The organism is Pseudoalteromonas sp. MMG007, assembly GCF_018100985.1.
GTDB lineage: Bacteria > Pseudomonadota > Gammaproteobacteria > Enterobacterales > Alteromonadaceae > Pseudoalteromonas.
Genome location: NZ_JAGJEI010000010.1, coordinates 86273 through 111228, shown reverse-complemented (window position 1 = coordinate 111228; position 24956 = coordinate 86273). Strand labels below are relative to the sequence as shown.

The following is a 24956-nucleotide window of genomic DNA, read 5'->3' as shown; positions in this document are numbered from 1 at the left end:
GTGCAATTTAAAGATAAAATTACCCTCGCATTTAGTGGTGCCTCAGGTGCCCCTTACGGTTTAAAATTGTTAGAAGTATTGATTGAACAGCAATTTCAAGTATATGTACTCATATCAAGTGCAGCGCGAGTGGTACTTGATACTGAATCAAACATTAAATTATCAGGCAACGAAGACAAAGCAACAGAGCAGCTAAGCACGTTATTTAACGCTAAAGCTGAGCAATTAAAAGTATTTGGTAAAGATAACTGGTTTAGTCCGGTAGCCTCCGGCTCTGCAGCACCTAAAAAAATGGTAGTATGCCCATGTAGTGCAGGCTCTGTTTCGGCAATTGCAGTAGGCGCATCAGATAACTTATTAGAGCGTGCTGCCGATGTGGTTATTAAAGAACGCGGACAGCTAATTTTAGTACCTCGCGAAACGCCATTCAACGAGATCCATTTGGAAAATATGCTTAAGTTATCTCGTTTAGGAGTGACTATTATGCCCGCTGCGCCTGGTTTCTATCATAAACCGCAAAGCATTGAAGATTTAGTTGATTTTATGGTGGCGCGAATTTTAGATCATTTAAACATTGAACATAACCTAACAAAACGTTGGGGTTATGGTGAGGGTAAATAATGAGTAAGCAAAATATTGCTTTAAATATAGAAGGCCTGACCAAGGTTTATAAAAATGGCGTAGAGGCTATTAAAGGTGTTGATTTACAAGTTAATGAGGGCGATTTTTTTGCTTTATTAGGCCCTAATGGCGCGGGTAAATCGACCACCATAGGTGTTATATCGTCTTTGGTTAATAAAACAAAAGGCAATGTTGAGGTATTTGGGCACAATATTGATACAGACTTAGAGGCAGCTAAAGCGCATTTAGGGCTAGTTCCGCAAGAGTTTAACTTTAGCCAGTTTGAAACGTTAGGCCAAATACTGGTTAACCAAGCCGGTTATTACGGTGTTACTCGCAGCGAGGCGCACAAACGTGCTGATAAGTATCTAAAGCAACTAGGCTTACTTGAGAAAAAAGACAAGCAGGCACGCACGCTTTCAGGTGGCATGAAGCGCCGATTAATGATTGCTCGCGCACTTATGCACGAGCCAAAGTTACTTATACTAGATGAACCAACAGCGGGGGTTGATATAGAGCTTCGTCGTTCAATGTGGGATTTTTTACGTCAAATTAACGAGCAAGGCGTTACCATTATTTTAACAACCCATTACCTTGAAGAGGCAGAGCTGTTGTGTAAAAACATTGCCATTATTGATACTGGTCGCATTGTTGAAAACACGACGATTAAAGCGCTGCTTGCAAAGCTTGATAAAGAAACCTTTATTTTAGATTTAAAAATGCCAGCCAACCCAGTAACGCTTGCAGGTTATAAATTTACAATGACGGACGATCATACAATGGAAGTCGAAGTAGCTAAGTCACAAGGCTTAAATGCAGTATTTAGTGCGCTTACTGAGCAAGGTAATACGGTATTAAGCATGCGTAACAAAGCAAACAGATTAGAAGAGTTATTTGTAGGATTACTAGAGCAAGGGCGGGGCGAATAAATGTTTAAGTATGGCGTAGCGCTAAAAAGTTTATGGATTAAAGAGTGTATTCGTTTTTTACGTATTTGGGTGCAAACCCTAGTACCGCCAGCAATTACGATGAGCTTGTACTTTGTTATTTTTGGTAATTTAATTGGCTCACGCATTGGCGACATGGGCGGCTTTAGCTACATGGAGTTTATTGTACCTGGGCTTATAATGATGTCGGTCATAACTAACTCGTACTCCAATGTGGCCTCTAGTTTTTACTCCACTAAATTTCAAAAAAGTATAGAAGAGCTACTTGTTGCACCTGTACCTAATTATATTATTGTACTTGGCTATATGGGCGGCGGTATGACACGAGGCATGATGGTTGGCTTTATAGTGACCTGTGTATCGCTGTTATTTGTTGATATTCAAATACACAATATATTCGTAATTATGGCGACGGTTATTTTAACGTCAGCTGTATTTGCATTAGGTGGTTTAATTAACGCGATTTACGCAAATAGTTTTGATGATATCAGCATTATCCCCACCTTCATACTAACGCCATTAACTTACTTAGGCGGTGTATTTTATTCGATTACACTATTGCCTGAATTTTGGCAAAATGTGTCACAAATCAACCCCATTATATACATGGTTAATGCGTTTCGTTACGGTTTTTTAGGTGTGTCAGATGTTGATTTAAGCGTAGCACTTGGGGTTATTTTAGTGTTTATTACGGTGTTATTTACTTTAGCGCTTACTTTAATTAAAAAAGGTGTGGGGCTAAGACACTAATGAGCGATGCAAATTCACGCAGTATTGTATCTAACCAAGCGGGTATTCACGAAAAGCTTGATGAAATAGTAAATAAACATTTAAACGCTGAGTTTAAAAAGCCAATTGCTGAGCATACTCAAAAAGCGTTTGACGAAGTAAACGCCAAAGTGCAGGGCTTTAATGGCCCGCTTATTTTAGACTCGTGTTGTGGAGTAGGTGAGAGTAGCGCGAACTTAGCTAAGCGCCACCCCGATGCACTGGTTATTGGTATTGATAAATCGTCACACCGATTAGATAAGCACGATGTAGAATACAAGCAAACAGATAGCGGGCAGTATATTTTAGTGCAAGCCGATTTGAACGACTTTTGGCGTTTAGCGGTTGCAGCTCACTGGCAGCCTACACATCATTATTTGCTTTACCCTAACCCATGGCCTAAATCTAAGCATATCCAGCGCAGGTGGCATGGTGCGGCTATTTTTCCGTTTATTGTTAAACTAGGCGGACAATTAGAAGTACGCAGTAACTGGGATATTTATGTTAAAGAATTTGCAAGGGCCCTTGCATTAACTGGCAACCCTTGCGATGTAACATTGTATGAGTCAGATGATGCAATTACACCCTTTGAGCGTAAATACTGGGCCAGTGGCCAACAAAGTCACCGCTTAGTTATTGGCCTTTAGAGTATTGTTTCTTCTTCCGTTATAGTATTAACGTGTGGCGCTGGTTGAGCAAAGTAATTACCTTGCATCAGCGTCACATTTGCTTTTTTAAGTGCTGTGACTATCGTGGTGTTTTCAACAGACTCAGCGACTAGTTTTAGCCCTAATTTGTTTGCAAAACTTGCTATATGTTCGATGAATAAGTAAATATCTTTATCGTTCACTATTTGCTTTATTAATGCACCGTCTAACTTAATGCCATCTACTTCAAGTTTTAGTACATTTGATATATTTGAATAGCCGCTACCAAAGTCATCAATAATTACTTTTACACCTTTTGCTTTAACCATACCAATAAACGCTTTTACTTCTGAAAAGTTAGCAATAGCTTGGGTTTCTAAAAGCTCTAGGGTGATATTGCCTGGATGCGGATAACGTTTAAGTTCATAAGCAATGAATTCGCTTAAATTAGGGTCAAGCATATCTTGCGCGGTTATATTTAGGCTCCAGCAAATGTTGGTTTTTCTAAAGCGGCTAATGCACTGAGAAAATATAGTACGAGTTAGTAAGCCATCCATTCTTGAGCGAGTAACTACATTCAAAAATGCATCTGGTTTTAGTATTTCTCCCTGCGCCGTTACCATGCGTGCTAAACATTCATATTGGATAACTTTATCTGTAGTTGTATCAACTATTGGCTGAAAGTGCGGCACTATACGGTTGTTATCAAATGCTTCGCGTACTTCTTTTGCCATTTCTACATTGTACTGATATTGAGTTTTTACATCGTGCAGGGCTTTTGAGTAATTAACGATACTGTGTCGGCCCTGTTTAGCTTGTAGTGCTGCAATATGGGCATTTTCAAGTAGTAATGATTTGTTACCGCTGGCGATCCCAGCACATAAAGTTATATAAATAAAAGGGTCGGTTAAAACGGGCGTATTAAAGTTATAGGTTTTAACAAATTCAGTGAACTCGTCATTGCTCATCTCTTTAGGTGCAAGTAGTACAATTTTATTGGTAGCTAAACGATATATATAGCAATTTGCAGAGCTGCGCAGTTTAAAGTGAGTGAGCAAGTTTTTCATCACTCTATCACCCACTTCGGTGCCGTAAAAACTATTTATATCTTCTATTTCATTAACCCAAATTACGGCTAATTGCATGTGATGAGCATTGCTTTTTTTTATGTAGTATTCAAGCGCTATATGGTTTGAAAAGCCAGTACTTGAATCCGTCGCTAGCGAGCGTTTAAGTAAATAAACATATATAGCGGCCACTAAAATAGCGATAAAAAAGAAAAAACTCGCCATAGCAGCGGCTTTCGATACACTTTCTTTAAGTTGTTGGTTTAAGTTATAGATAGTTATATCGGCACCGGTCAGGTAGGTTTTGCCGTTAACTGGGTCAACAAAAGGGATAAAAATGGTTTTGAAATGTCCCCACTGGTCGCTCGAAATTTCAAACACGGGTTCAGTAGAATAAAAAGCGCTAATGTTAGCGTCGGTAGCTTCAGGGTAGAGATCTAAAAGTTGAGTTACTTTGCCGTCATTTTGATCGTCTTGGGTATAGCTTGATGAGCTAAAATATACTTTGCCGTCTTTTAGTATCATTGAATAAACATAGGCAATATCAAGTGCGCGAGAAAATTCAGAAAGCTGTTTACTTTTAGTTTGGTACTCAGCAAAACTTATATTAGCACCTTCGTTTACAGCAATTAAGTATTCTTCGCCTAGAATATGTTTAACGCTGGTGGCTGCATTTAGTAAACGATTATCGACCGATTGCATTATTTCAGCACGTGTAGTTTGGTAGGTGTAGTAAACATAGGTAAGCAAGCTTATTAAAAATAAGCTAAATCCGGCCATAATCCAACTAACTTTCACTCTTCCTTTAAGCATACGTGTCCCTTTTTTGTTATCAAATTTATTATACGCAAAATGAAAAAATGCCCAATAAATAATTCGCTTTAGTAGGATATTAATTAAATTATCATTTTTTTACCTCCGCTTTGATTGCTTTTATGGGTTTAAACGAGACATTTTAGTTATATTGCAGTAAAGTTAGCGCAATTTTTAAAGAAACACTGTTGCTTAAAATAACGTCTCAGTTTGACATTTTTAATAGATAAACACGTGTTTTAGCTACACACACACTAGGTATAAAGATGGATCAAAAGCGTTGTGCCGTCGCCTCTAAAGAAAGCCTTAAGCGTATATTTACTGTACCTGAAGCGCCAGACTCAACTTTAAGCAAAATTGAGCTTGAAATTTCGAGTAATTTAGCAGGATTTCTAAACGAAAATATTGCGGCAATTGAGAAACCATTACACGAGATTGAAAAAGACTTTCAATCGGCAGTGATCCCAGAAGATCCAACGTTTGTATCTGCCTATGCACAAGACATTATGGAGCAATTAGTTGCCCATTCTGTGCATACGGCTGCGCCAAGCTTTATTGGGCATATGACCTCGGCATTGCCGCACTTTTTATTGCCCCTTTCAAAATTAATGGTTGGTCTTAATCAAAATTTAGTAAAAATAGAAACTTCAAAAGCGTTTACACCGCTTGAACGACAAGTACTTGGGATGATGCACCATTTAGCTTACGGGCAAGATGATAGTTTTTATTCTAAATGGATGCACAGCGCTAAAACATCCTTAGGTGCTTTTTGCTCTGGTGGCACAGTAGCTAATATCACAGCGCTTTGGATTGCACGAAATCGCTTATTAAAGCCTGAAGGTAGTTTTAAAGGAATTGGTGCGCAGGGCTTAATTGCTGGCATGCTACATTATGGTTATAAAGGATTGGCGGTATTAATTTCTGAACGCGGACATTACTCTCTCGGTAAGTCGGTTGATTTGCTGGGCATTGGCCGTGAAAATTTAATTGGTATTAAAACCTGCAAAAATAACAAAGTTGACGTTGCTGCTATGCGTGAAAAAGCTTTAGAGCTTGAAGCGCAAGGTATTAAAGTCATGGCAATTGTGGGTGTAGCTGGTACTACCGAAACCGGTAATATAGATCCACTTGATGATATGGCCGACTTAGCACACGAAATTAATTGCCACTTTCATGTGGACGCTGCTTGGGGTGGGGCGACGCTTTTATCACAAACACACCGCCCACTTTTAAAAGGGATTGAGCGCGCAGACTCTATTACCATAGATGCACACAAACAAATGTATGTACCCATGGGCGCGGGTTTAGTGCTGTTTAAAGACCCTGCGGCTACCGATGCAATTGAGCATCATGCTGAGTATATATTGCGTAAAGGTTCGAAAGATTTAGGTAGCCATACGCTTGAAGGTAGCCGACCAGGTATGGCTATGTTAGTGCATGCTTGCTTACGCGTTATTGGCCGTAAAGGCTATGAAATGCTAATTGATCGCAGTATTAAAAAAGCGCATTACTTTGCCGATTTAATAAAAGCAGATGAAGATTTTGAGCTTATCTCAGAGCCAGAACTGTGCTTGTTAACCTATCGTTATGTGCCTAAAAAAATAAAGCAAGCCATTACACAGGCTGATGAAAAAACACGGATTGATATTTTTGCATCGCTCAATCGTTTTACTGCTAGTATGCAAAAACGCCAGCGTGAATCGGGTCGCTCGTTTGTATCGAGAACGCGTTTAACACCCGCTCAATACGATAATCAGCCTACAGTTGTATTTAGGGTGGTACTTGCTAACCCACTTACCTCAGGCAAAATTTTGAAAGAAATTTTAGCTGAGCAAAAAGAGTTAGCAAAATCAGATCCGGTTTTTAAAAAGTACCTAAGCAAATATATGCAGTAACTTTTAGAAGTTGCTAAAACAAAGGCGCCAATTGGCGCCTTTGTTATTTTTAAAGCGTAATTATTTTAATCGTTAAAGCAATTAGCCTTTATAATATCGGTGATAATCTTTTGCGATGGGTTTATTTTTTCCATTGCTAAAAACTCATCAGGTTGATGGGCTTGATTAATTGAGCCCGGCCCCATAACGATTGTTTCACAGCCAAGCTGTTGTATAAAAGGTGCTTCAGTACAATAGTTTACTGCAACCGCTTTTTGTCCCGCTATTTTTTCTGCCATTTTAACTAGGGCGCTGTCGGTGCTGCCGCTAAACGCAGGTATAGGATCGTGTAAATCTATAACGCTCACTGCATTAGGGTATTGATCATTAATCTCTTTAGTTGCATCTATAAGCAGTGCTTGTAAGTCTTTTATACTTAACCCTGGTAGTGGGCGCATGTCTATGTGCATTTCGCAGCAGCCACAAATTCTGTTGGCGTTATCGCCACCATGTATATGACCTAGATTTAATGTAGGGTAAGGGATTTCGAAGTGCTCAACTGAATATTTATTCTTTAATTGCTCTTTTAAATTTAGTAATTTTGTAGTTACTTTATGCATGACTTCAATGGCGTTAAGACCACGTTCGGGATCGGAGCTATGACCAGAGCGACCAACCACTCTTATTGCAGTACTCATGTGACCTTTGTGCGTAAATACTGGCGTCATATTAGTAGGTTCGCCAATTATACAGCGTGCAGGTTTTAAATTTGGGTGCTTACAAATTTGCTGTGCCCCTGCCATTGTGGTTTCTTCATCGGCAGTGGCAAGTATCAAAATTGGCTGTGTTTGTTGCTTTTCATCAAGTTCACTAATCGCTTGCAGTACGAAAGCAAAAAAACCTTTCATATCAATACTGCCTAGTCCATACAGTTTATTATTATGCTCTGTTAATTTAAATGGATCGTGGTTCCAGCGGCTGTCATCAAACGGTACTGTATCGGTGTGTCCTGCAAGCATTAAACCGCCATCACCTTGTCCGCGTTTGGCTAATAAGTTATAGCGGCCTTTACCACCTTCTAACTCTATAATTTCACAAGTAAAGCCTAAGCTTTCACACCACTGTGCAAGCAGTTCAATTACGTTTTTATTACTCATACAAAGCGTATCTTCTATTGCGCTAATAGAGGGAGCTGCAATGAGCTGTTGGTACATAGAAATAAACGAAGGCAAAGGCATAAAAAAATCCAAAATTATTATTCAATTTAATTGCATAACAATATAAAAGTATTTATGATGAATATCAATTCACTTTTTAAGCATAAATATATTAAAAGTAACGCCATGATAATAATGCGACGATAATCTACAAATTCATTAAATTAAGTCTTAATTTAGCGTCTAAGCTAATTTAAGCGAACAACATATTTATTAATCACACATTTTAAAATAACGAGTAATCAATGAATGTAGTAATTATTGGCGCAAGCGGTTACAGCGGCGCAGAGTTAGCAAGCTTAGTTGCTAATCACCCACATCTTAAATTAGCAGGTTGTTATGTATCTGAAGGTAGTTTAGATAAAAATAAACTACTAAGCGATCTTTATCCTGAGCACCTAGGTTTACTCGATAAGCCTTTACTTCCTCTTAGCGCTTCAGCATTTGATGACATTAATAATAGCGCTGACTATGTCTGTTTATGTACAGATCATAAGGTTAGTGTAGATTTAGCCCCCCAATTTTTAGCTATGGGCAAAAAGGTATTTGATTTATCAGGTGGCTACCGCCTAGCAAGCAACGACGATTACGTTACTTACTATGGTTTTGAGCATCAACATCCTGAACTATTAAACGAAGCGGCCTACGGCTTAGCGGAATGGAATAGTGATGCTATAGCAAATGCACAACTCGTTGCAGTTGCAGGTTGCTATCCAACTGCGGCACTTAATGCACTAAAGCCTCTTAAACAAGCCGATTTATTAAGTGATGAAAATATTATTATTAATGCTGTATCAGGGGTAACGGGAGCAGGGCGTAAAGCAAGCGTAGGCACTCACTTTTGTGAAGTATCACTGGCTCCTTATGGGTTATTCAACCACCGCCATGGTCCAGAGATTGAACAGCACTTAGGTCATAAAGTGTTATTTACTCCGCATTTAGGTAATTTCCCGCGCGGTATTTTAGAAACTATTTATGTACAACTTAAGCCAAACGTTACCAAGGAAAACGTTTTAGACGCTTATAAAGTACTTGCTGATGAGCCATTAATTCGTTTGTTAGGCGATAAAATACCGTCTATTAAAGGTGTTGCAAAACAACCGTATGTGGATATTGGTTGGCAACAACAAGGAACGCAGTTAATCGTTATGTCTGCTATTGATAATTTATTAAAAGGCGCAGCAGGCCAAGCATTACAGTGCATCAACTTATCAATGAATTTAAAACATACTACTGGTTTAAAAGGAGCGTTTTAAATGAGCAAAAAAACGTGGGTAATTAAATTGGGTGGTGCTGTACTTAATATAGAAAATGCAGCTAAAGCTTTATTTGATGTTTTAAATGAACAGCAAAATGATGAGTTTGTCATTGTGCATGGAGGCGGCTCTTTAGTTGATACATGGCTAAAGCAGGCAGGCTTTGCTAGTGCAAAACATCAGGGCCTGCGTATTAGCCCAAAAGAGCAAATGCCGTACATTGTAGGCGCACTTGCTGGCTGTGCTAATAAACAACTTGTAAGCCAAGCAATAAATGCTGGGCACAAACCAGTTGGGCTAAGTCTTTATGAAGCTGGGGTTATGGCCTCGCAAAAGTTAAAAGCACTTGGCCAAGTAGGCAAATGTAAAAGTAATGATGACTCTATCGTTACCGATTTACTCAAAGTTGGCCGTCTACCTATTGTGAGCTCAATCGGATTTGACGAGCAAGGTAATTGGTACAACGTGAATGCCGATGAAGCTGCAGCAGCGATTGCCAGCAACTTAAACGCAGAACTTATATTTATGACAGATGTAGAAGCAGTGCTTGATAAAAATAAGCAGCCGTTACATCAACTTGACACAAAACACATTGATACTTTAATTAATGAAGGAGTAATTTTGGGCGGAATGGAGGTCAAAGTGAAGACCAGCCTACACGCTGCCCAACATTTACGACGAGGTGTGTATATTTCCAGTTGGCAAAAGCCAGAAAACTTAACTGCTTTGCTACAAGGCGAGCATGTCGGAACAAAGATTACACCATAGGGTTACCATGTTAGATAATTTTTTAACGGGTCTAGAATTAGACCAAGAAGGCGCACTTAACTTACTAAAGCTAGCGCGTGATTTAAAAGCAAATCCAGAAAAATACAGCCAAGTATTAGCGGGCAAGTCAGTTGTTACGTTATTTGAAAAACAAAGTTTACGTACGCGTTTATCGTTTGATATTGGTATTAATCGTTTAGGTGGTCACGCTGTATATTTAGATCAGCAAAACGGCGCTATGGGCGCACGTGAGTCTGTAAAAGATTTCGCACTTAATATTTCTACATGGGCTGATGGTATTGTCGCGCGTGTTAATCAGCACAGCACGTTAACAACACTAGGTGAATACTCTTCTGTACCTGTGGTTAATAGCTTATGTGATTTATATCACCCATGCCAAGCATTGGCTGATTTTTTAACGCTTCAAGAAGTACATGGCGATGTGAGCGAGCTTAAAGTCGCTTATTTAGGTGAGGGCAATAATGTAACTCACTCACTTATGCTATTAGCGGCAACGCTTGGTACTGATTTTGTGGCAGTAACGCCAAAAGGCAGCTCGCCTGATTCGCAAATTCTTAAAAAGGCTGAACAAATAGCAGCAATGAATGGCGCATCAGTAATGGTAAGCGACCGAGTTGAAGCGGCTGTTGGCGCAAACGTTGTTTACGCCGATACGTGGGTTTCAATGGGGGATGACACGCCACTTGAGCTTGTAAAAGAAAAGTATATGCCTTATCAGTTAAACCAAGCATTGCTAGATCAAACAGGTGCGACTACGGTATTACATTGCCAACCGGCACACCGTGAGTTTGAAATTACCTCTGAGGTAATGGATGGCCCAGCATCTAAAATTATTCAACAAGCAGAAAATCGCATGCATGCGCAAAATGCTCTGCTAGTTACATTACTAAATCCAAATTTTGTTAAGGAACACCTATGAGTTCAATTAAAAAAGTCGTTTTAGCCTATTCAGGTGGTCTTGATACGTCGGCTATCGTGCCATGGTTAAAAGAAAACTACGGCTGTGAAGTAATCGCGTTTGTTGCTGATGTAGGCCAAGGCGCTGAAGAGCTTGAAGGCGTAGAAGCTAAAGCAATCGCATCAGGTGCATCTGAGTGTTACGTAGTTGACTTAAAAGACGAAATGGTAAGTGAATATATTTACCCAACGCTTAAAACCGGTTCTATTTACGAAGGTACTTATTTATTAGGTACCTCTATGGCGCGTCCAATCATTGCTAAAGCGCAAGTTGAAATTGCACGTAGAGTAGGTGCCGATGCCCTTTCTCATGGTTGTACTGGTAAAGGTAACGACCAAGTACGTTTCGAATCGTGCTTTGCAGCACTTGCACCCGATTTAAAAGTAATTGCGCCATGGCGTGAGTGGGACTTATCGAGTCGTGAATCATTACTAGATTACTTAGCTGAGCGTGATATTCCGTGCTCTGCTTCTGCAACAAAAATATACAGCCGTGATGCTAACGCATGGCATATTTCGCACGAAGGTGGCGAGCTTGAAGACCCATGGTGCGAGCCGAGCGACCAAGTATGGACTTGGACTAACTCTCCAGAGCAAGCACCTGATAAAGCAGAGCATGTAACGCTTACTGTTATTGAAGGTGAAGTGGTTGCGGTAAATGGTGAAGAGCTTAAACCTTACGACTGTTTAGTTAAGTTAAACGATATTGCAGCACCACATGGTGTTGGCCGTGTAGATATTGTAGAAAATCGTTTAGTCGGCATGAAATCGCGCGGTTGTTACGAAACACCAGGTGGCACCGTTATTATGGCGGCACTGCAAGCCATTGACGAGCTAGTACTTGATAAATCTAGCCGTAAGTGGAAAGAAGTACTGGGCGGTGAGTTTTCACACTTAGTTTATGATGGTCGTTGGTTTACACCTCTTAAAGATTCTATTTTAGCGGGCGCAGAAGCACTGTCTACACTAGCAACGGGTGAAGTTGTACTTAAGCTTTACAAAGGCCAAGTGACAGCTGTCCAGAAAAAATCACCTAATAGCTTATACAGCGAAGACTTTGCTACCTTTGGTGAAGATGATGTGTATGACCAATCGCACGCTGAAGGCTTTATTCGTTTATTCTCGCTTTCGAGCAGAATTTCAGCAATGGCTAAAAAGTAAATTATTTATAGCCCCTTGTAAAAGGGGCATTACAGGGTTTGGAGAGATTTCATGGCATTATGGGGCGGACGTTTTTCTACGGGTCCAGATGAGGCGTTTAAACAATTTAACGACTCACTTCCGTTCGATTACCAGTTAGCAGAGCAAGATATTATTGGCTCTGTGGCATGGGCAGGCGCACTTGAGCAAGTGAATGTGCTTTCAAGTGACGAGCATACAAAATTAGTAGCAGCATTAAGCGAACTACTTGAAGAAGTAAAAGCAGATCCACAAGCTGTAGCAACCTCAGGTGCTGAGGATATTCACTCGCACGTTGAAGCTGCACTAATCGAAAAAGTAGGCGATTTAGCTAAAAAGTTACACACAGGCCGAAGCCGTAATGACCAAGTAGCCACCGACTTTAGATTATGGTGCCGCGATACTGCCGATCATTTGCTTGGTTCTATTGCCGGATTAAAAGCTGAATTTGTTGCCCTTGCAGAGCGTGAACTGGGTACTATTTTGCCTGGCTACACTCACTTGCAACGTGCTCAACCTGTATTGTTTAGTCATTGGTGTATGGCCTACGTAGAAATGCTTGAACGTGATGAAAGCCGCCTACAAGATGCCAAAGCACGTTTTAATTTTTGCCCGCTTGGCAGTGGTGCATTAGCCGGTACAGCTTACCCAATTGATCGCCAAGCTTTAGCGCATGGCTTAGGTTTTACAGGCGCGACAAAAAATAGCCTTGATGGTGTATCTGATCGAGACTTTGTAGTCGAGCTTTTAAGTTGTGCGTCTATTTCGATGATTCATTTATCACGTATGTCTGAAGATTTAATTTTTTATAACTCGGGTGAAGCCGGCTTTATTGAGCTTGCAGATAATGTTACCTCAGGCTCATCTTTAATGCCGCAGAAAAAGAATCCAGATGCATTAGAGCTTATTCGTGGTAAAACTGGCCGTGTATTTGGCGCTTTTAGTGCCATGATGATGACCCTAAAAGCACTCCCTCTTGCGTACAATAAAGATATGCAAGAAGACAAAGAAGGCTTATTTGATGCTATGCCAACATGGCTTGCATGTATTCATATGGCACAAGCATGTATTAAAGGCGTAAAAGTAAACGGCGATAAAACGTTGGCCGCGGCAAAAGGTGGCCACGCTAATGCAACAGAACTCGCTGACTACTTGGTTGCTAAAGGTGTGCCATTTAGAGAAGGTCATCACATTGTTGGTGTGCTGGTGCAACTTGCCATTAGTGAAGGTAAAACCTTAGAGGAGCTTTCACTTGAGCAGTACAAATCGGTTAATGACGTATTTGAAGATGACGTTTACCCAGTACTTGAAATAGATGCCTGTATTAAAGCACGTCAAGCGCTTGGCGGTACCTCTATTGAACAAGTAACGAATGCTGTTAAAGAAGCCAAAAAAAAACAGCAAATAACGGTTCGTGATGCAAATTTAGATGATGTTGAAGATATTGCTAGGCTTATTCAGCACTGGGCAACCGTAGGTGAAAACCTACCTCGCGCTAAAAGCGACATGGTGCACTCTATTAACGAGTTTGCGGTAACTGAAATAAATGGAAAGGTGTCTGGCTGTGCGTCGTTATATATTTACGACACTGGCCTTGCTGAAATACGCTCTTTAGGTATAGACCCTAAAAGTGCTGTATCTGGGCAGGGCAGGCAGCTTGTAGATCACTTATTAACAAAAGCCAAAAAATTGGCGCTTAATCGCGTGATTGTATTAACGCGAGTGCCAGACTTTTTTGAGCAGCAACGTTTTACTTTCTGTAGCAAAGAATCATTACCTGAAAAAGTAATGAAAGATTGCGAGCTTTGCCTTCGTAAAGAAAACTGTGACGAAGTTGCGATGGAATATATTTTGAAGCCAAGTACACGTGCGGAGATCCCGTGTAAATACGTGGCTTAAACTCCCTGGATACAAAAAACGTACGGTTACCCCTGTGCGTTTTTTTATGTGTATAACGCGTTGGTCAGGTTGGATTGGGGTTTAATTAAGGTTTTAGATTAGTTTTAATAAATGGATGTTATTAGCGTGTTTTTTTAGATGTCAAAAAATATTGGCACGTTGGTTGCTTTTTATTAAGTAGATAGCAAAAAATAGCTATCACCGCTTAAAACAGGTAATGCAATTACCTACATGATGGCGTGACTATAAGTTGCACCAAAAGATATTAAAAATTTATAAGGAACAATTACATGCAAATTTCAGCTAATAACCAACTGCAAATGCAAGCATACAATAAAACACAACAATTACAGCCTGCAACGGAACAAACTGCTAGCCCTAAAACCCTGCAATCTGATACAGTGAGTATCTCTCAAGAAGCAAGAGCCGTTAGTGGTGCTGAGTTAGAGCGTGGCAATACAATTTTGAAACCTCGCCCTAAATGATTATTAAGGTAATAAATGTTTTTAGCTGAATTTTTTGGTTACTTCTCTCTATCAGCCCTCGTTACGTGGGCTTTTTTGATGGCTTTTTTCTTTAATTTATTCGTTTATAGCTTGGGAGTTAAAAGAGAAACTACTTTATTATTTAGCTCATTTATAATGATGGCTTCATATACTGCCACCGATTATTTTTTTACTTGGATATCTTACTATAATACGACATATCTTGATTGGGCATTACATGATTTTATTACTATTTTATCTCTTATATTTGCTTTAAAGATATTTAGTAAAACAACAGCTTCTTTTTTGTATTTAATTCTTGGTTTATCGATAAATATGATTTTAGCTGCGTTTATGTATTTAGATGTATTTATATATAATAACCAAAAACCTTGGCTTTTTTGGGATATATATACATTTTCTGTAACAGCAAATGACTTACTAATGGTTGTAGCTCTTATCGTTGATAGAGACTTTCTTGGTCTTCACAAGTTAAAAAGCAAAGTCCTCAACTACTTCAAGTCAAACGATACCCGCAAAGCAACTTAGCTCAAATGTACTTATCTGAAGCCCTGATGGATTATGTAGCGGCTTTCTCTCAATGGGGCTTTTTAATGGCCTTCCTTTTTTGTTTAGTCTCCAGCATAAACAAAGAAAATAAGTATCCTGTTTATTTGTCTGTGCTAATGCTCTGCTCATATATTGTTAGCAGCTATGTAAAATTGTTAGATAACTTATATCTTAATTGGGCTTTATACGACTTTGTTACAATTATTGCGCTGTTCACTTTACAACACTTTATTGTTTTACAACGTACTAAAGTTTTTCAGTTCCTCGTTCTGGCTTTAATAAGTAATGCTGTACTTACATTGATTTTGTATTATGACATATACGTTTTGTATACCTATGAGCCATGGTGGTACTGGAGTGTCTACTCCATCGGTGTGAATATTATTGATGTTTTAATGATGCTTTCGCTAGTGTTCAATCAACTAAAGATTAATCGATTTAGTGAGAAGCTATAAGTGTGGTTGAGCTTTAATAACAAGGCTATTTTTGATGTAACCTCTAACTTCGATTTCGCTTATGTATTAAGCTTCATTGTGCAGTGGGGGTTTCTTATGGCCTTTTTATACTCATTCGTATCCTCAATTAATAATTCCTTCAAAGACTTTGTTGTACTTTCGAGTATAATGGCTATGGGTTGCTTACTTTGGATATTCACAAACTTTCAAATGGTTACTTATTTAGATTTTGCCCTTTAACATATAGCTATTTTAGTAGCAGTTTATGTAACCCTTCGTTATTTTATTAAAGAGAAAACGACAGCTTATGCTTACTTAATCATCGGCCTTAGCGTTAACACCTTTTTAGCCCTAAGCATGTATCTAGATACCAATATTTTATATAATTAAACCTATTGGTGGCTTGGGAGGTTGTATTCATCAGTTGTGGCCATCTCTGGCTTAATCATGATTTTAGTACTGTTTATAAATAAAGATTTTTAAAAATTATTTATTTCAAAAACTTTATCCGCTTGCTATGTGCTGAGGAATTACACTGATGGATAATCTTTTAATCTCTCCAGAAGTATCAATTTATATCGGTGTGTTTGTGCAGTGGGGTTTTTTAATGGCTTTTTTGTATTCATTAGCCACTAGCATAAATAATCCACAAAAACAGGCTGTGTGGCTATCTTTAGTTATGGTGGTTTCTTACTGCTTAAGTACAACTATAAATATTTACAATTTTAGTTACATAGAGCTATTTTGCTATGATGTAATCACTTTATTTTTTATTTTATTTCTGCGGTATTATCTACCTGAAAAGCGCATATCTACTTACCTATTATTTGGCTTGAGTATCAATTCGTTGTTATTTTTAGCTATGCACATAGATGTGTTTGTACGTGGTAATTACACACCTTGGTGGTTTTGGTCTTTTTACACAGTTGTTATCAATATTATGGATGTCATTATGGTTAGTATTTTTTTTATTAAAAAAGATTTTTTAATGTTAGTGCATGTTACTGATAAGTTGGTGAGCCGTGTTATGAGATTCGAACAAAGTGACTGATATTCTTTGGGGGCATAAGATTTAGGGTACAACGTAGGTGGTTTTTTCTTATTGTCTTTTTGTACAACTTATCAACCAGTATTAATAAGCCGGATAATAGTAGGCACAGCTTTCATTTATTATGATGGTTCACATACATTAAGTATAGTTATGGACCCTCTAACAGAAACACCTCACTTATACCTTTTAATGCCGCTGCTATATCCACTTTGATGATATGAATGATTTTCTTACCAAAAGCTAAATCAACTGCTTTTATTACTTAATATTGGGCAAGTTATTAGCGATTCAATAATGGTGATTGTTTTATTTACAAACAAAGATACTTTAGGCTTAGCAAAGCTTTAAGGTATTCAGTTTAGCCGTAGTGGATTAAAAACCATGGCTAAAAAGTAGTTATGTATATTAGCGCACCAAAGTGCGCTTATTATGTTTAATTAGCTTATGTCGCCGCCTAATTTTTGCTTTAAAGCATCAACTACAAGTGGGCTTACAAATTCGCTCACATCGCCATTATGGCGGGCCACTTCTTTAACCAGTGTTGACGATATAAATGAATTACGCTCTGAAGGTGTTAAAAACACACTCTCTAAATCTGGATTTAGGCGACGGTTCATGTTTGCGAGCTGAAACTCGTAATCAAAGTCAGACACTGCTCTAATACCACGAATAAGCACGTCAGCTTTATGATCGAAGGCTAGATCAGCAAGCAACCCCGAAAAACCAATTACTTTTACGTTATTTAAATGACCTAAAATGTTGTTGGCTAAATTCACTCGCTCTTCAAGGCTAAAACATGGTTGTTTAGATGGATTGTGAGCAATTGCTACAATCACAGTGCTAAACATTTTAGCTGCGCGCTGAATAAGATCAGTGTGGCCATTAGTTAAAGGATCGAATGTGCCAGGATAAATTGCCGTAACGTTCATAAGTTTCACTAACTATTATTTTTTCAGTAGTCTATCAGTGTTTGCAGTACAAATCAGCTTAGCTCGTTTTTAAAATAGTAAATTATGATGGTATTTAAACCAGCCCGATTTGTTTATACTGCAAAGATTGTATTTATCGTAATGTAGTTTATAAGTTAATTTGAGTAATCGTATATGAATACTAAGGAAAAAATAATACACACCAGTATTTCATTGTTTAATGAACATGGTGAGCGTGCAATATCAACAAATCATATTGCATCGCATTTAGGGATGAGCCCAGGTAACCTTTACTATCATTTTAAAAATAAAGAAGACATTATTCGTCATATCTTTGCGCTTTACAGCGAGCATTTAAATACTCACTTTAAACCGATACATGCAAACGATGATGCGTTTGAGCACCTAACAGCGTATTTAGACTCGTTATTTGAATTGATGTGGCGTTATCATTTTTTTTACGACAACTTGGGCGATATTCTCTCAAGGGATGATAGCTTAAAACAAGCGTATATTGGTTTTCAGTCAGCATTATTAGAGCAGGTTCGCCAAGTTATATTGGGCCTGCGTGATAACGAAATGATAGCAATAGAGGAGCAAGATGCGTTAGAGCTTGCCCATACTCTCAAACTTACCGTGAGTTTTTGGACACCTTACATCAAAGCGCGTAGACCTAGTGGCGCACTTGCCGAGCAAGATATCTACCATGGTATTTTAAAAGTGCTGACTTTATTCAGAGCTTATAGTACTGATAAAAGTCTCAATAAAATGAATCAACTGCGTGAAAAGTACACCGAGCTTGCACAACACGCCCCAAGTGTTGCTTAGCGCCATTTTTCTGGTTAGTTCCTAGACGCAAAATTTTTTGATATAATCGCGCGCCCAATGCCTGGGAGCGCGAATTCCCGCAGTCTAAGAGTGAACTATGCTTAAATTTATCGTCAAACTACATCCTGAAATTGCCATTAAAAGCCGTTCGGTACGTAAACGCTTTACTAAAGTGTTAGAAAATAACATTAAAATTGTATTGCGCCGTGTTGACGAAAAAGTACAAGTTAGAAATAACTGGGATAACATTTCAGTTGTTACTAAATTGGTAGATGATCAAACGCGCCTAGACTTTATTGACAGCCTCCAGCGTATTCCTGGCATTGTGCAGTTTATTGAAGTGACCGAAACTGACTTCACTACGCTTGACGATATCTATAAAAAAACCGTAGACCTAGTAGGGCATACCATTGTTGGCAAAACATTTTGTGTTCGCGCTAAACGTATCGGGCAACATGATTTTACTTCAACAGATTTAGAGCGTTATGTGGGTGGTGGTTTAAACCAGCACGTAGAAGGTGCGCGCGTTAAGCTAAGCCGCCCAGAAGTTACTATTCGCTTAGAAGTAAAAGATGATAAAGCTTACATAGTTACGCAAACCCATCTGGGTATGGCGGGCTTCCCACTGCCAACTCAAGAAGACGTGCTTTCGCTTATGTCGGGCGGTTTTGACTCTGGTGTAGCAAGTTATCAAATGATCCGTAAAGGCGCTCGTACGCACTTTTTATTCTTTAATTTAGGTGGTGCAGCCCACGAAATTGGTGTTAAGCAAGCAAGTTACTATTTATGGAAAAAGTTTAGCTCTACTCATAAAGTTAAATTTGTAACTGTTGATTTTGAACCTGTTGTTGCTGAGATTTTAGAAAACGTCGAAAACAGCCAAATGGGTGTTGTACTAAAACGTATGATGATGCGTGCAGGCAGCCAAGTGGCTGAAAAACTAAACATTCAGGCACTTGTAACAGGTGAAAGTATTGGTCAGGTTTCAAGTCAAACACTGGCTAACTTAAGTGTGATTGACCGCGTAACCGAAACGCTTATTTTGCGCCCGTTAATTCAGCATGATAAACAAGAAATTATTAATATTGCGCGCCAAATTGGTACCGCAGAAATGGCCGAAACGATGCCAGAGTACTGTGGCGTAATTTCTAAAAAGCCAACGGTTAAAGCTAAAATTGATGTTATTAAAGGCGAAGAAGAAAAGTTCGACTTTGATGTGTTAAATACCGTAGTAGAAAATGCCCGTATTATGGATGTGCGCGACATTGACGTAGAGGCTAAGCAGGAGCTTAAAGAAGCTGAGTCGGTTGCTGATTTACCAGCTGGCGCAGTGGTTGTTGATATTCGTTCTCCAGAAGAGGAAGACGCAGCACCACTTGAAGTTGATGGCATTGAAGTTGTGCATTTACCGTTTTTCCGACTAGCGACTAAATTTGGTGATTTACCAAAAGGCAAAGATTACTACCTATATTGCGATAGAGGTGTAATGAGCCAGTTACAAGCGCTTATTTTGCATGAGCAAGGCTTTGACACAGTTAAAGTTTATCGCCCATAAACAACAAACCTTAAGTAAAATATTTATGTAGGCGTGGTTTATACCACGCTTTTTTTTGCCTCAATTTTAGCAAGTAGCTCATTATTATAAGGTGTTTTAATATTATAAAGTTTGCCTTGCTGAGCGATATAGCCACAAATGGCTCTAATTTCGGTTGTTCTGTTATGAACAACATCTTGTTGCATAGATGAGTAATTATCGCAGGTTAGCTCCATTATTTTATAAGCGGTGTTTAAAGCTTTAATTAATGGAATATTAAGACCTTGGGCCCTAGCTATGTTGCAAGCTTCATTGAGAGCGTTAAAAATTACAGCATTGAATTTGGGTGCACGTAGCTCACCATTTTTAACATTGTTTAGGGCGCTCAGGGGATTAATCGCAATATTAACAAGTAGTTTTTCAAAACGAAGCTGATGAATGTTATCAGTCCATTTAACGTTAGGTACTGCTTTGAATGCATTAGTGATGACTTCGTTATCTTGAAGCGCTAGGTTATTACAACCGCCAATAATACTTTGCCCCTCACCGGTATGTTGCACAATATACTGGTTAGATTTATACCCAGCCATGCTGGTGGTTAAAAAGTAGAGTGCTTGGTTACTATTGAGCTGATTACTTATTTCGTCAACATTTCCCATTCCATTATGCGAAAGAACGACAGAGCAACCTTTAGGTAAAAAAGGTTTTACTTGAGCAAAGGCATCGGGTACCTGAAAGGCTTTAACCGTAAATAATACAAGATCAAATTCACTGTTTTTATTTAGCTGATTTAAAGAAATAAACTGTGCGTTGATTTTTTTAGACGCATTATTGCCACGGCTATAAAAACGTGTGTTTGTAGAGGGGTTACGAGTTAATACCGTTATACGGTTAGATGCGCTTAAAAAATGGCTCAGTAATAAGCCTATAGCGCCATCACCAACAATTAAAATATTAGCCATAAGGATTCTTTTTTCGAGGGGTAAAAATAATACGAATTAAAAAGTAGCTAGCGGCACCAGCGAAGTCAGCTAAAAAATCTCCCAGTGATGCTTGCCTGTAGGGAAGGGCATCTTGCATAATTTCTATAGAAGCACCATAACCCGCCAATAGCATTATTTGGACGTATAAAGGCAGTTTAAACGCTTTATCCATAATGATCGCTAAAACGAAAAAAATCCCGAAGTGGGCGACTTTATCAACATGTGGAAATAAATTAACTACTCCCCCTTTTACTTCCTTTGCAAATAAAAAAGTAAAAGCCACTATGCTGATTAGAAAAATTGCTTGATAAACACGCCTTGTCACGACAGATCCTAAAATCGCTTAAAAAAGAATCGCCAGTATATCAAACTAAATTAGTATCGCACCTGAACAACACGCAGAAAAATGTAAAGATTTATAATTTTAGCGTTATAATTGCCGCATTAAATTAAGATTAAATAGTTAGGAGAAATCAATGCCTTCATTTGATATTGTATCTGAAGTAGAAATGAACGAAGCAAAAAATGCGGTTGACAATGCCAATCGAGAGCTAGAAACGCGTTTTGATTTTAGAGGCGTAGACGCATCAATAGAGCTAAATGACAAAACAATCAAACTAAAAGCAGAAGCTGATTCACAAGTTATGCAATTGTTTGATATTTTAGCCGGTAAAATATCTAAACGTGGCATGGATGTAGCGAGCTTAGAGCTTCAAGATATTACACGTGCGGGTAAGAATGTTTTTCGTAACGTTGCCCTAAAGCAAGGTATTGAAAAAGACATGGCAAAAAAAGTAGTTAAAGCCATTAAAGATTCTAAAGTAAAAGTACAAGCTGCAATTCAAGGTGAAGAAGTACGTGTAACAGGTAAAAAGCGCGACGATTTACAAGCAGCTATGCAAGTAGTGCGTACTGCTGATTTAGGTCAGCCTTTTCAGTTTAAAAACTTCCGTGACTAATTATTTAAAACGTTTTTGTTATAAATAAATCCTTTCTAACCTGAGCTAAATATAAGCTCAGGTTAAACAAACTTTTAAAATTTCTCTAAAGCCCTTAAAAACCTACTGTTATAAACAATTAAGTGACTATACTTATTAGTATTATTAATGTTTTGGTTTGGATGTATTGATGAATTGTTACAAATTTTTCTTATTTATTGTTTTTGTACTTTTTAGCAATTCGAGCCTAAGTAAAGCAATTGATGTAAACGTATTAGTTGAAGATGGCTACTTTCCTATCATTATTAATGCTGAAAAACAGCAAGGTCTGGCGCCAGAGTTTATTAAAATATTAAATAGCACGCAAAATGATTACAACTTTATACTCACGTCATTACCTGTAAAGAGGTTAAGCAAGTCAGTTGAACAAAGTAAATTTGATGTTTTATTTTTAATGGCACTGCAATGGCTTCCGCCAGAGGCTCGAGAGGGTATTACTCAAAGCAAGTTTTATGTCATTACTAAAAATGAATTATATGCACTTAAAAAAAACGCAAAAGATCAAAGCTACTTTGATGATTTACAGTCATTATCTAAAGCGGGTGTATTAGGCTATTCGTATCATTTTGCAAAGTACAATACCGATGCATATTACTTAAGCCAAGAGCATAATGCTAGCCTCACAGTCGATGAATTCAATGTAGTAAAAATGCTGTTATTGCAGCGATCAGATGTCGGTGTTTTAAATAATATTGCTTATCAATATTTTAAAAATAAAAAAATCTTCGATATGAGTTTGTTATATAAAAGCGAAACACCCGACGCCGTGTTTGACACTCATTTTTTAGTAAGTCGCAAGCAAAGCAAAATATCTGCATCTAAAATAGATTCAATACTTAATTCAGCAGCTACAAAGCCCCGCATTATTGAGTTACTAAATAAATATTCTGTATCCTCTAGTATTAATACCTCTCAATAATAATTGTTTTTAGCTATATAGACGTCCGTTGACATTTGTAAACAAAATGCTCACAATAGCGGCATATTTTTAAGGTGCTTGCTTAGTGCTTATGCATTGGTTTTAAGGTATTGAAACTAACAGCAAGATAATCGGGAAGTTGGTGCGTATTTATGACAAAAACAATCCCAACACTGCCCCCGCAACGGTAAAGTACTTACACTTTTTAAAGGTGTTTACTGAGTCCGGAGACCGGCCTTAAAGTAATCTTAATTACTTAAATCTTTGCGGTGGGCAAAGATAGGGAACATCATGCTAAATAAAACTACTTTGGGCCTTGCTATTACTGCTGCGCTGTCATTTTCTGTGTCTGCTGCAGATAATTCAATTGAAAAAATTACCGTTACCGCCAATAAATTTGAGCAATCAATCAATGATGTTTTAGCAAGCGTAAATGTTATTGATCGTGCTGAAATAGATGCAAGCAACATACGCGACTTACCAACACTGTTAAGCAAACAGGTTGGTTTTCAGATTAACCCTAATGGTGGTTTTGGCCAAAACACGGGTGTATCTTTACGTGGTACAGGTTCTGGTGATACGTTAATTTTAATTGATGGTGTAAGAACAGGCTCTGCAACACTTGGCCAAAAAGCACTAAGTAACGTTCCTTTAAATAGCATTGAGCGTATCGAAATTATTAAAGGCTCACGTGCTGCTGTTTATGGCTCAGACGCACTAGCGGGTGTTATTAATATAATTACGCGAGAAGCTGATAATTTATCTTTAGATGCTACTTTTGGCTCAGACGCATACCAAAACTATCAAGTTGCGGGTTCTGTTAAATCGGCTGATGTGACCACCGCTTTTAATGCAGGTTTTGAAAAAACAGATGGCTTTGATGCATTACAAGGTGTAGCGCCCGATGACGATGGCTATGAAAATAAAAACCTTGGTTTTAAAGTAAATTACGCCGACGCGCATTACGGCGACTTTAAGTTGCTTGGTCAATACAGCGAAGGTTACGCAGATTACGATAGCCGCTTTAGCCCTGCAACGAGTACTGTGGAAACTAGTGATTTTAAAAATTATCAGCTTTCTGCTGGTTGGAATAAAAACTACATTAGTCAATCACACAGTATTGATATTGCTATTTCAACAGATGATTCACACGATATTTCAGCATATGGCGAAAATGATTTTATAACTAAGCGTGTGCAATTGGATTATAACGGTCAGTATAATTTATCAGAAGTACTTAATATTAGTGGCGGTGTTAACTGGTATAATGATGATGTAAGCCACAGTTCAACACAATATGATGTACAAGAACGTGATGTGTTAGCTGTATTTATTGGTGCATATTACAACGCTGAGAAAGTGTTAGCTAATTTAACTGTACGCCAAGATGATGATGAGCAATTTGGTGACGAAACGACTTACACTGTGGCAGCCGGATATCACTTATCTGAAGATGCAACCTTTAGAATAAGTCAAAGTACTGGTTTTAAAGCGCCTACCTTTAACGATTTATATTTTCCAGCCTTTCCAGGTTTTCCACCTTCATCTAACCCTGATTTAGAGCCTGAAAAATCATTAAATCGAGAGATCGGATTAAATGTAGATTTTGATGTAGCAAGTGTTGACGTTGCTATTTTTAGAAATGATATTGAGGATAAAATTTCTTTAGACACTAATTTCTTTCCTATTAACTTAAACGAAGCACGCTATGAAGGGGTTGAGTTTAGCCTTTCTCAGCAGTTTTATGGGTTTGATAGCAATATTAACTTTGCTTACTTAAGTGCAGAAAACAAAGAAACAGGCGCAGAATTACGTAACGTTGCTAAACGTACATTCAATTGGGAAGTAGCAAAACAGTTTGGTGCATTTGATGCAACACTAGATATGCAATACCGTAGTGACCGCCAAGGCGCTGTGACACGTTTAGGTTCTTACACACTTTGGAACTTAGCGGGTAATTACCAAGTAAATGAGCACATTGAAGTATCACTTCGTGTAGAAAATTTATTTGATAAAGAGTACAACGCAGTTGATTCAAACACCGATTTCACAACAGGTGAAGTGTATTACTACAACACGCCTGAACGTCGCTTTTTTGCTGGTGCTAGCTATCAGTTTTAATGGCGTTTTTTAATATACGAAAGCCCGATTTATATCGGGCTTTTTGCTG

23 protein-coding genes and 1 riboswitch are annotated in these 24956 nt (G+C 38.4%); of the genes, 18 read left to right on the top strand and 5 right to left on the bottom strand.

Annotated features, from left to right (window positions below; translation table 11 throughout):
• Genes J8L71_RS12820 through J8L71_RS12805 form a run of 4 tightly spaced genes read left to right on the top strand, consistent with a single transcriptional unit; the run spans position 1 to position 2983 of the window.
• On the top strand, positions 1 to 621 hold the full coding sequence (locus J8L71_RS12820) for a flavin prenyltransferase UbiX (protein ID WP_211000880.1): 621 nt from the start codon (positions 1 to 3) through the stop codon (positions 619 to 621).
• The gene (locus J8L71_RS12815) at positions 621 to 1550 is read left to right on the top strand and encodes an ABC transporter ATP-binding protein (RefSeq protein WP_211000879.1); all 930 of its coding nucleotides are present in this window, start codon (positions 621 to 623) and stop codon (positions 1548 to 1550) included. Before J8L71_RS12820 ends, J8L71_RS12815 begins: the two co-directional genes overlap by 1 nt.
• Entirely contained in the window at positions 1551 to 2318 is a 768-nt protein-coding gene (locus J8L71_RS12810) for an ABC transporter permease (protein WP_058548677.1), read from the top strand.
• A complete protein-coding gene (locus J8L71_RS12805; RefSeq protein WP_211000878.1) occupies positions 2318 to 2983 on the top strand; it encodes an SAM-dependent methyltransferase in 666 nt (221 codons plus the stop codon). Before J8L71_RS12810 ends, J8L71_RS12805 begins: the two co-directional genes overlap by 1 nt.
• Here the strand turns inward: J8L71_RS12805 and J8L71_RS12800 are convergent.
• Positions 2980 to 4863 carry a GGDEF domain-containing protein gene (locus J8L71_RS12800; protein WP_211000877.1) on the bottom strand — a complete coding sequence of 628 codons (1884 nt, stop codon included), beginning with the start codon at positions 4861 to 4863 and terminating at the stop codon, positions 2980 to 2982. The genes J8L71_RS12805 and J8L71_RS12800 overlap by 4 nt on opposite strands.
• 266 nt (positions 4864 to 5129) lie before the next feature.
• Here J8L71_RS12800 and panP point away from each other — a divergent pair, with 266 nt between their 5' ends.
• Positions 5130 to 6758, top strand: a complete 1629-nt coding sequence (panP, locus tag J8L71_RS12795) for a pyridoxal-dependent aspartate 1-decarboxylase PanP (RefSeq protein ID WP_211000876.1) — start codon at positions 5130 to 5132, stop codon at positions 6756 to 6758.
• Between the two features lie 65 nt (positions 6759 to 6823).
• On the opposite strand, the gene argE is transcribed toward panP, so the two are convergent.
• Positions 6824 to 7975, bottom strand: coding sequence for an acetylornithine deacetylase (argE, locus tag J8L71_RS12790; RefSeq protein WP_211000875.1), 1152 nt, complete (start codon positions 7973 to 7975; stop codon positions 6824 to 6826).
• Between the two features lie 224 nt (positions 7976 to 8199).
• Here argE and argC point away from each other — a divergent pair, with 224 nt between their 5' ends.
• The 8 genes from argC (at position 8200) to J8L71_RS12750 (ending at position 16595) form a co-directional block, all read left to right on the top strand.
• Positions 8200 to 9210 carry an N-acetyl-gamma-glutamyl-phosphate reductase gene (gene argC / locus J8L71_RS12785; protein ID WP_211000874.1) on the top strand — a complete coding sequence of 337 codons (1011 nt, stop codon included), beginning with the start codon at positions 8200 to 8202 and terminating at the stop codon, positions 9208 to 9210.
• Entirely contained in the window at positions 9211 to 9978 is a 768-nt protein-coding gene (argB, locus tag J8L71_RS12780) for an acetylglutamate kinase (RefSeq protein WP_211000873.1), read from the top strand.
• A 7-nt stretch (positions 9979 to 9985) separates the two neighbouring features.
• The gene (locus J8L71_RS12775; RefSeq protein WP_211000872.1) at positions 9986 to 10918 is read left to right on the top strand and encodes an ornithine carbamoyltransferase; all 933 of its coding nucleotides are present in this window, start codon (positions 9986 to 9988) and stop codon (positions 10916 to 10918) included.
• Positions 10915 to 12117 (top strand): argininosuccinate synthase, encoded by a 1203-nt coding sequence (locus tag J8L71_RS12770; RefSeq protein ID WP_211000871.1) that lies wholly within the window; start codon positions 10915 to 10917, stop codon positions 12115 to 12117. The genes J8L71_RS12775 and J8L71_RS12770 overlap by 4 nt, the downstream gene beginning before the upstream one ends.
• A gap of 51 nt (positions 12118 to 12168) precedes the next feature.
• Positions 12169 to 14034, top strand: coding sequence for an argininosuccinate lyase (argH, locus tag J8L71_RS12765; protein ID WP_211000870.1), 1866 nt, complete (start codon positions 12169 to 12171; stop codon positions 14032 to 14034).
• Between the two features lie 290 nt (positions 14035 to 14324).
• Positions 14325 to 14519 (top strand): hypothetical protein, encoded by a 195-nt coding sequence (locus J8L71_RS12760; protein WP_211000869.1) that lies wholly within the window; start codon positions 14325 to 14327, stop codon positions 14517 to 14519.
• A 15-nt stretch (positions 14520 to 14534) separates the two neighbouring features.
• A complete protein-coding gene (locus J8L71_RS12755) occupies positions 14535 to 15068 on the top strand; it encodes a hypothetical protein (RefSeq protein ID WP_211000868.1) in 534 nt (177 codons plus the stop codon).
• Positions 15069 to 16082: 1014 nt separating this feature from the next.
• Positions 16083 to 16595 (top strand): hypothetical protein, encoded by a 513-nt coding sequence (locus J8L71_RS12750; RefSeq protein ID WP_211000867.1) that lies wholly within the window; start codon positions 16083 to 16085, stop codon positions 16593 to 16595.
• 437 nt (positions 16596 to 17032) lie between these two features.
• Here the strand turns inward: J8L71_RS12750 and coaD are convergent, their stop codons facing one another.
• Entirely contained in the window at positions 17033 to 17524 is a 492-nt protein-coding gene (coaD, locus tag J8L71_RS12745; protein ID WP_211000866.1) for a pantetheine-phosphate adenylyltransferase, read from the bottom strand.
• A 174-nt stretch (positions 17525 to 17698) separates the two neighbouring features.
• On the opposite strand from coaD, the gene J8L71_RS12740 reads away from it, so the two are divergent.
• Positions 17699 to 18352 (top strand): TetR/AcrR family transcriptional regulator, encoded by a 654-nt coding sequence (locus J8L71_RS12740; protein ID WP_211000865.1) that lies wholly within the window; start codon positions 17699 to 17701, stop codon positions 18350 to 18352.
• Positions 18353 to 18449: 97 nt separating this feature from the next.
• Entirely contained in the window at positions 18450 to 19907 is a 1458-nt protein-coding gene (gene thiI, locus J8L71_RS12735; protein WP_211000864.1) for a tRNA uracil 4-sulfurtransferase ThiI, read from the top strand.
• A 38-nt stretch (positions 19908 to 19945) separates the two neighbouring features.
• On the opposite strand, the gene J8L71_RS12730 is transcribed toward thiI, so the two are convergent.
• Together J8L71_RS12730 and J8L71_RS12725 are read right to left on the bottom strand one after the other, a co-directional pair.
• On the bottom strand, positions 19946 to 20848 hold the full coding sequence (locus J8L71_RS12730) for a 2-dehydropantoate 2-reductase (RefSeq protein WP_211000863.1): 903 nt from the start codon (positions 20846 to 20848) through the stop codon (positions 19946 to 19948).
• Positions 20841 to 21194: a VanZ family protein gene (locus J8L71_RS12725; RefSeq protein ID WP_211000862.1), complete on the bottom strand. Its 354-nt coding sequence runs from the start codon at positions 21192 to 21194 to the stop codon at positions 20841 to 20843. The genes J8L71_RS12730 and J8L71_RS12725 overlap by 8 nt, the downstream gene beginning before the upstream one ends.
• A 151-nt stretch (positions 21195 to 21345) precedes the next feature.
• Here J8L71_RS12725 and J8L71_RS12720 point away from each other — a divergent pair, with 151 nt between their 5' ends.
• The 3 genes from J8L71_RS12720 to J8L71_RS12710 all read left to right on the top strand — a co-directional run bounded on the left by J8L71_RS12720 (position 21346) and on the right by J8L71_RS12710 (position 24907).
• On the top strand, positions 21346 to 21828 hold the full coding sequence (locus J8L71_RS12720; protein ID WP_004588518.1) for a YajQ family cyclic di-GMP-binding protein: 483 nt from the start codon (positions 21346 to 21348) through the stop codon (positions 21826 to 21828).
• 169 nt (positions 21829 to 21997) lie between these two features.
• Positions 21998 to 22786 (top strand): ABC transporter substrate-binding protein, encoded by a 789-nt coding sequence (locus J8L71_RS12715; protein ID WP_211000861.1) that lies wholly within the window; start codon positions 21998 to 22000, stop codon positions 22784 to 22786.
• A gap of 88 nt (positions 22787 to 22874) precedes the next feature.
• A riboswitch (cobalamin riboswitch) is annotated at positions 22875 to 23041 on the top strand.
• A 36-nt stretch (positions 23042 to 23077) separates the two neighbouring features.
• Positions 23078 to 24907, top strand: coding sequence for a TonB-dependent receptor (locus J8L71_RS12710; RefSeq protein ID WP_211000860.1), 1830 nt, complete (start codon positions 23078 to 23080; stop codon positions 24905 to 24907).
• Positions 24908 to 24956 lie beyond the last annotated feature (49 nt).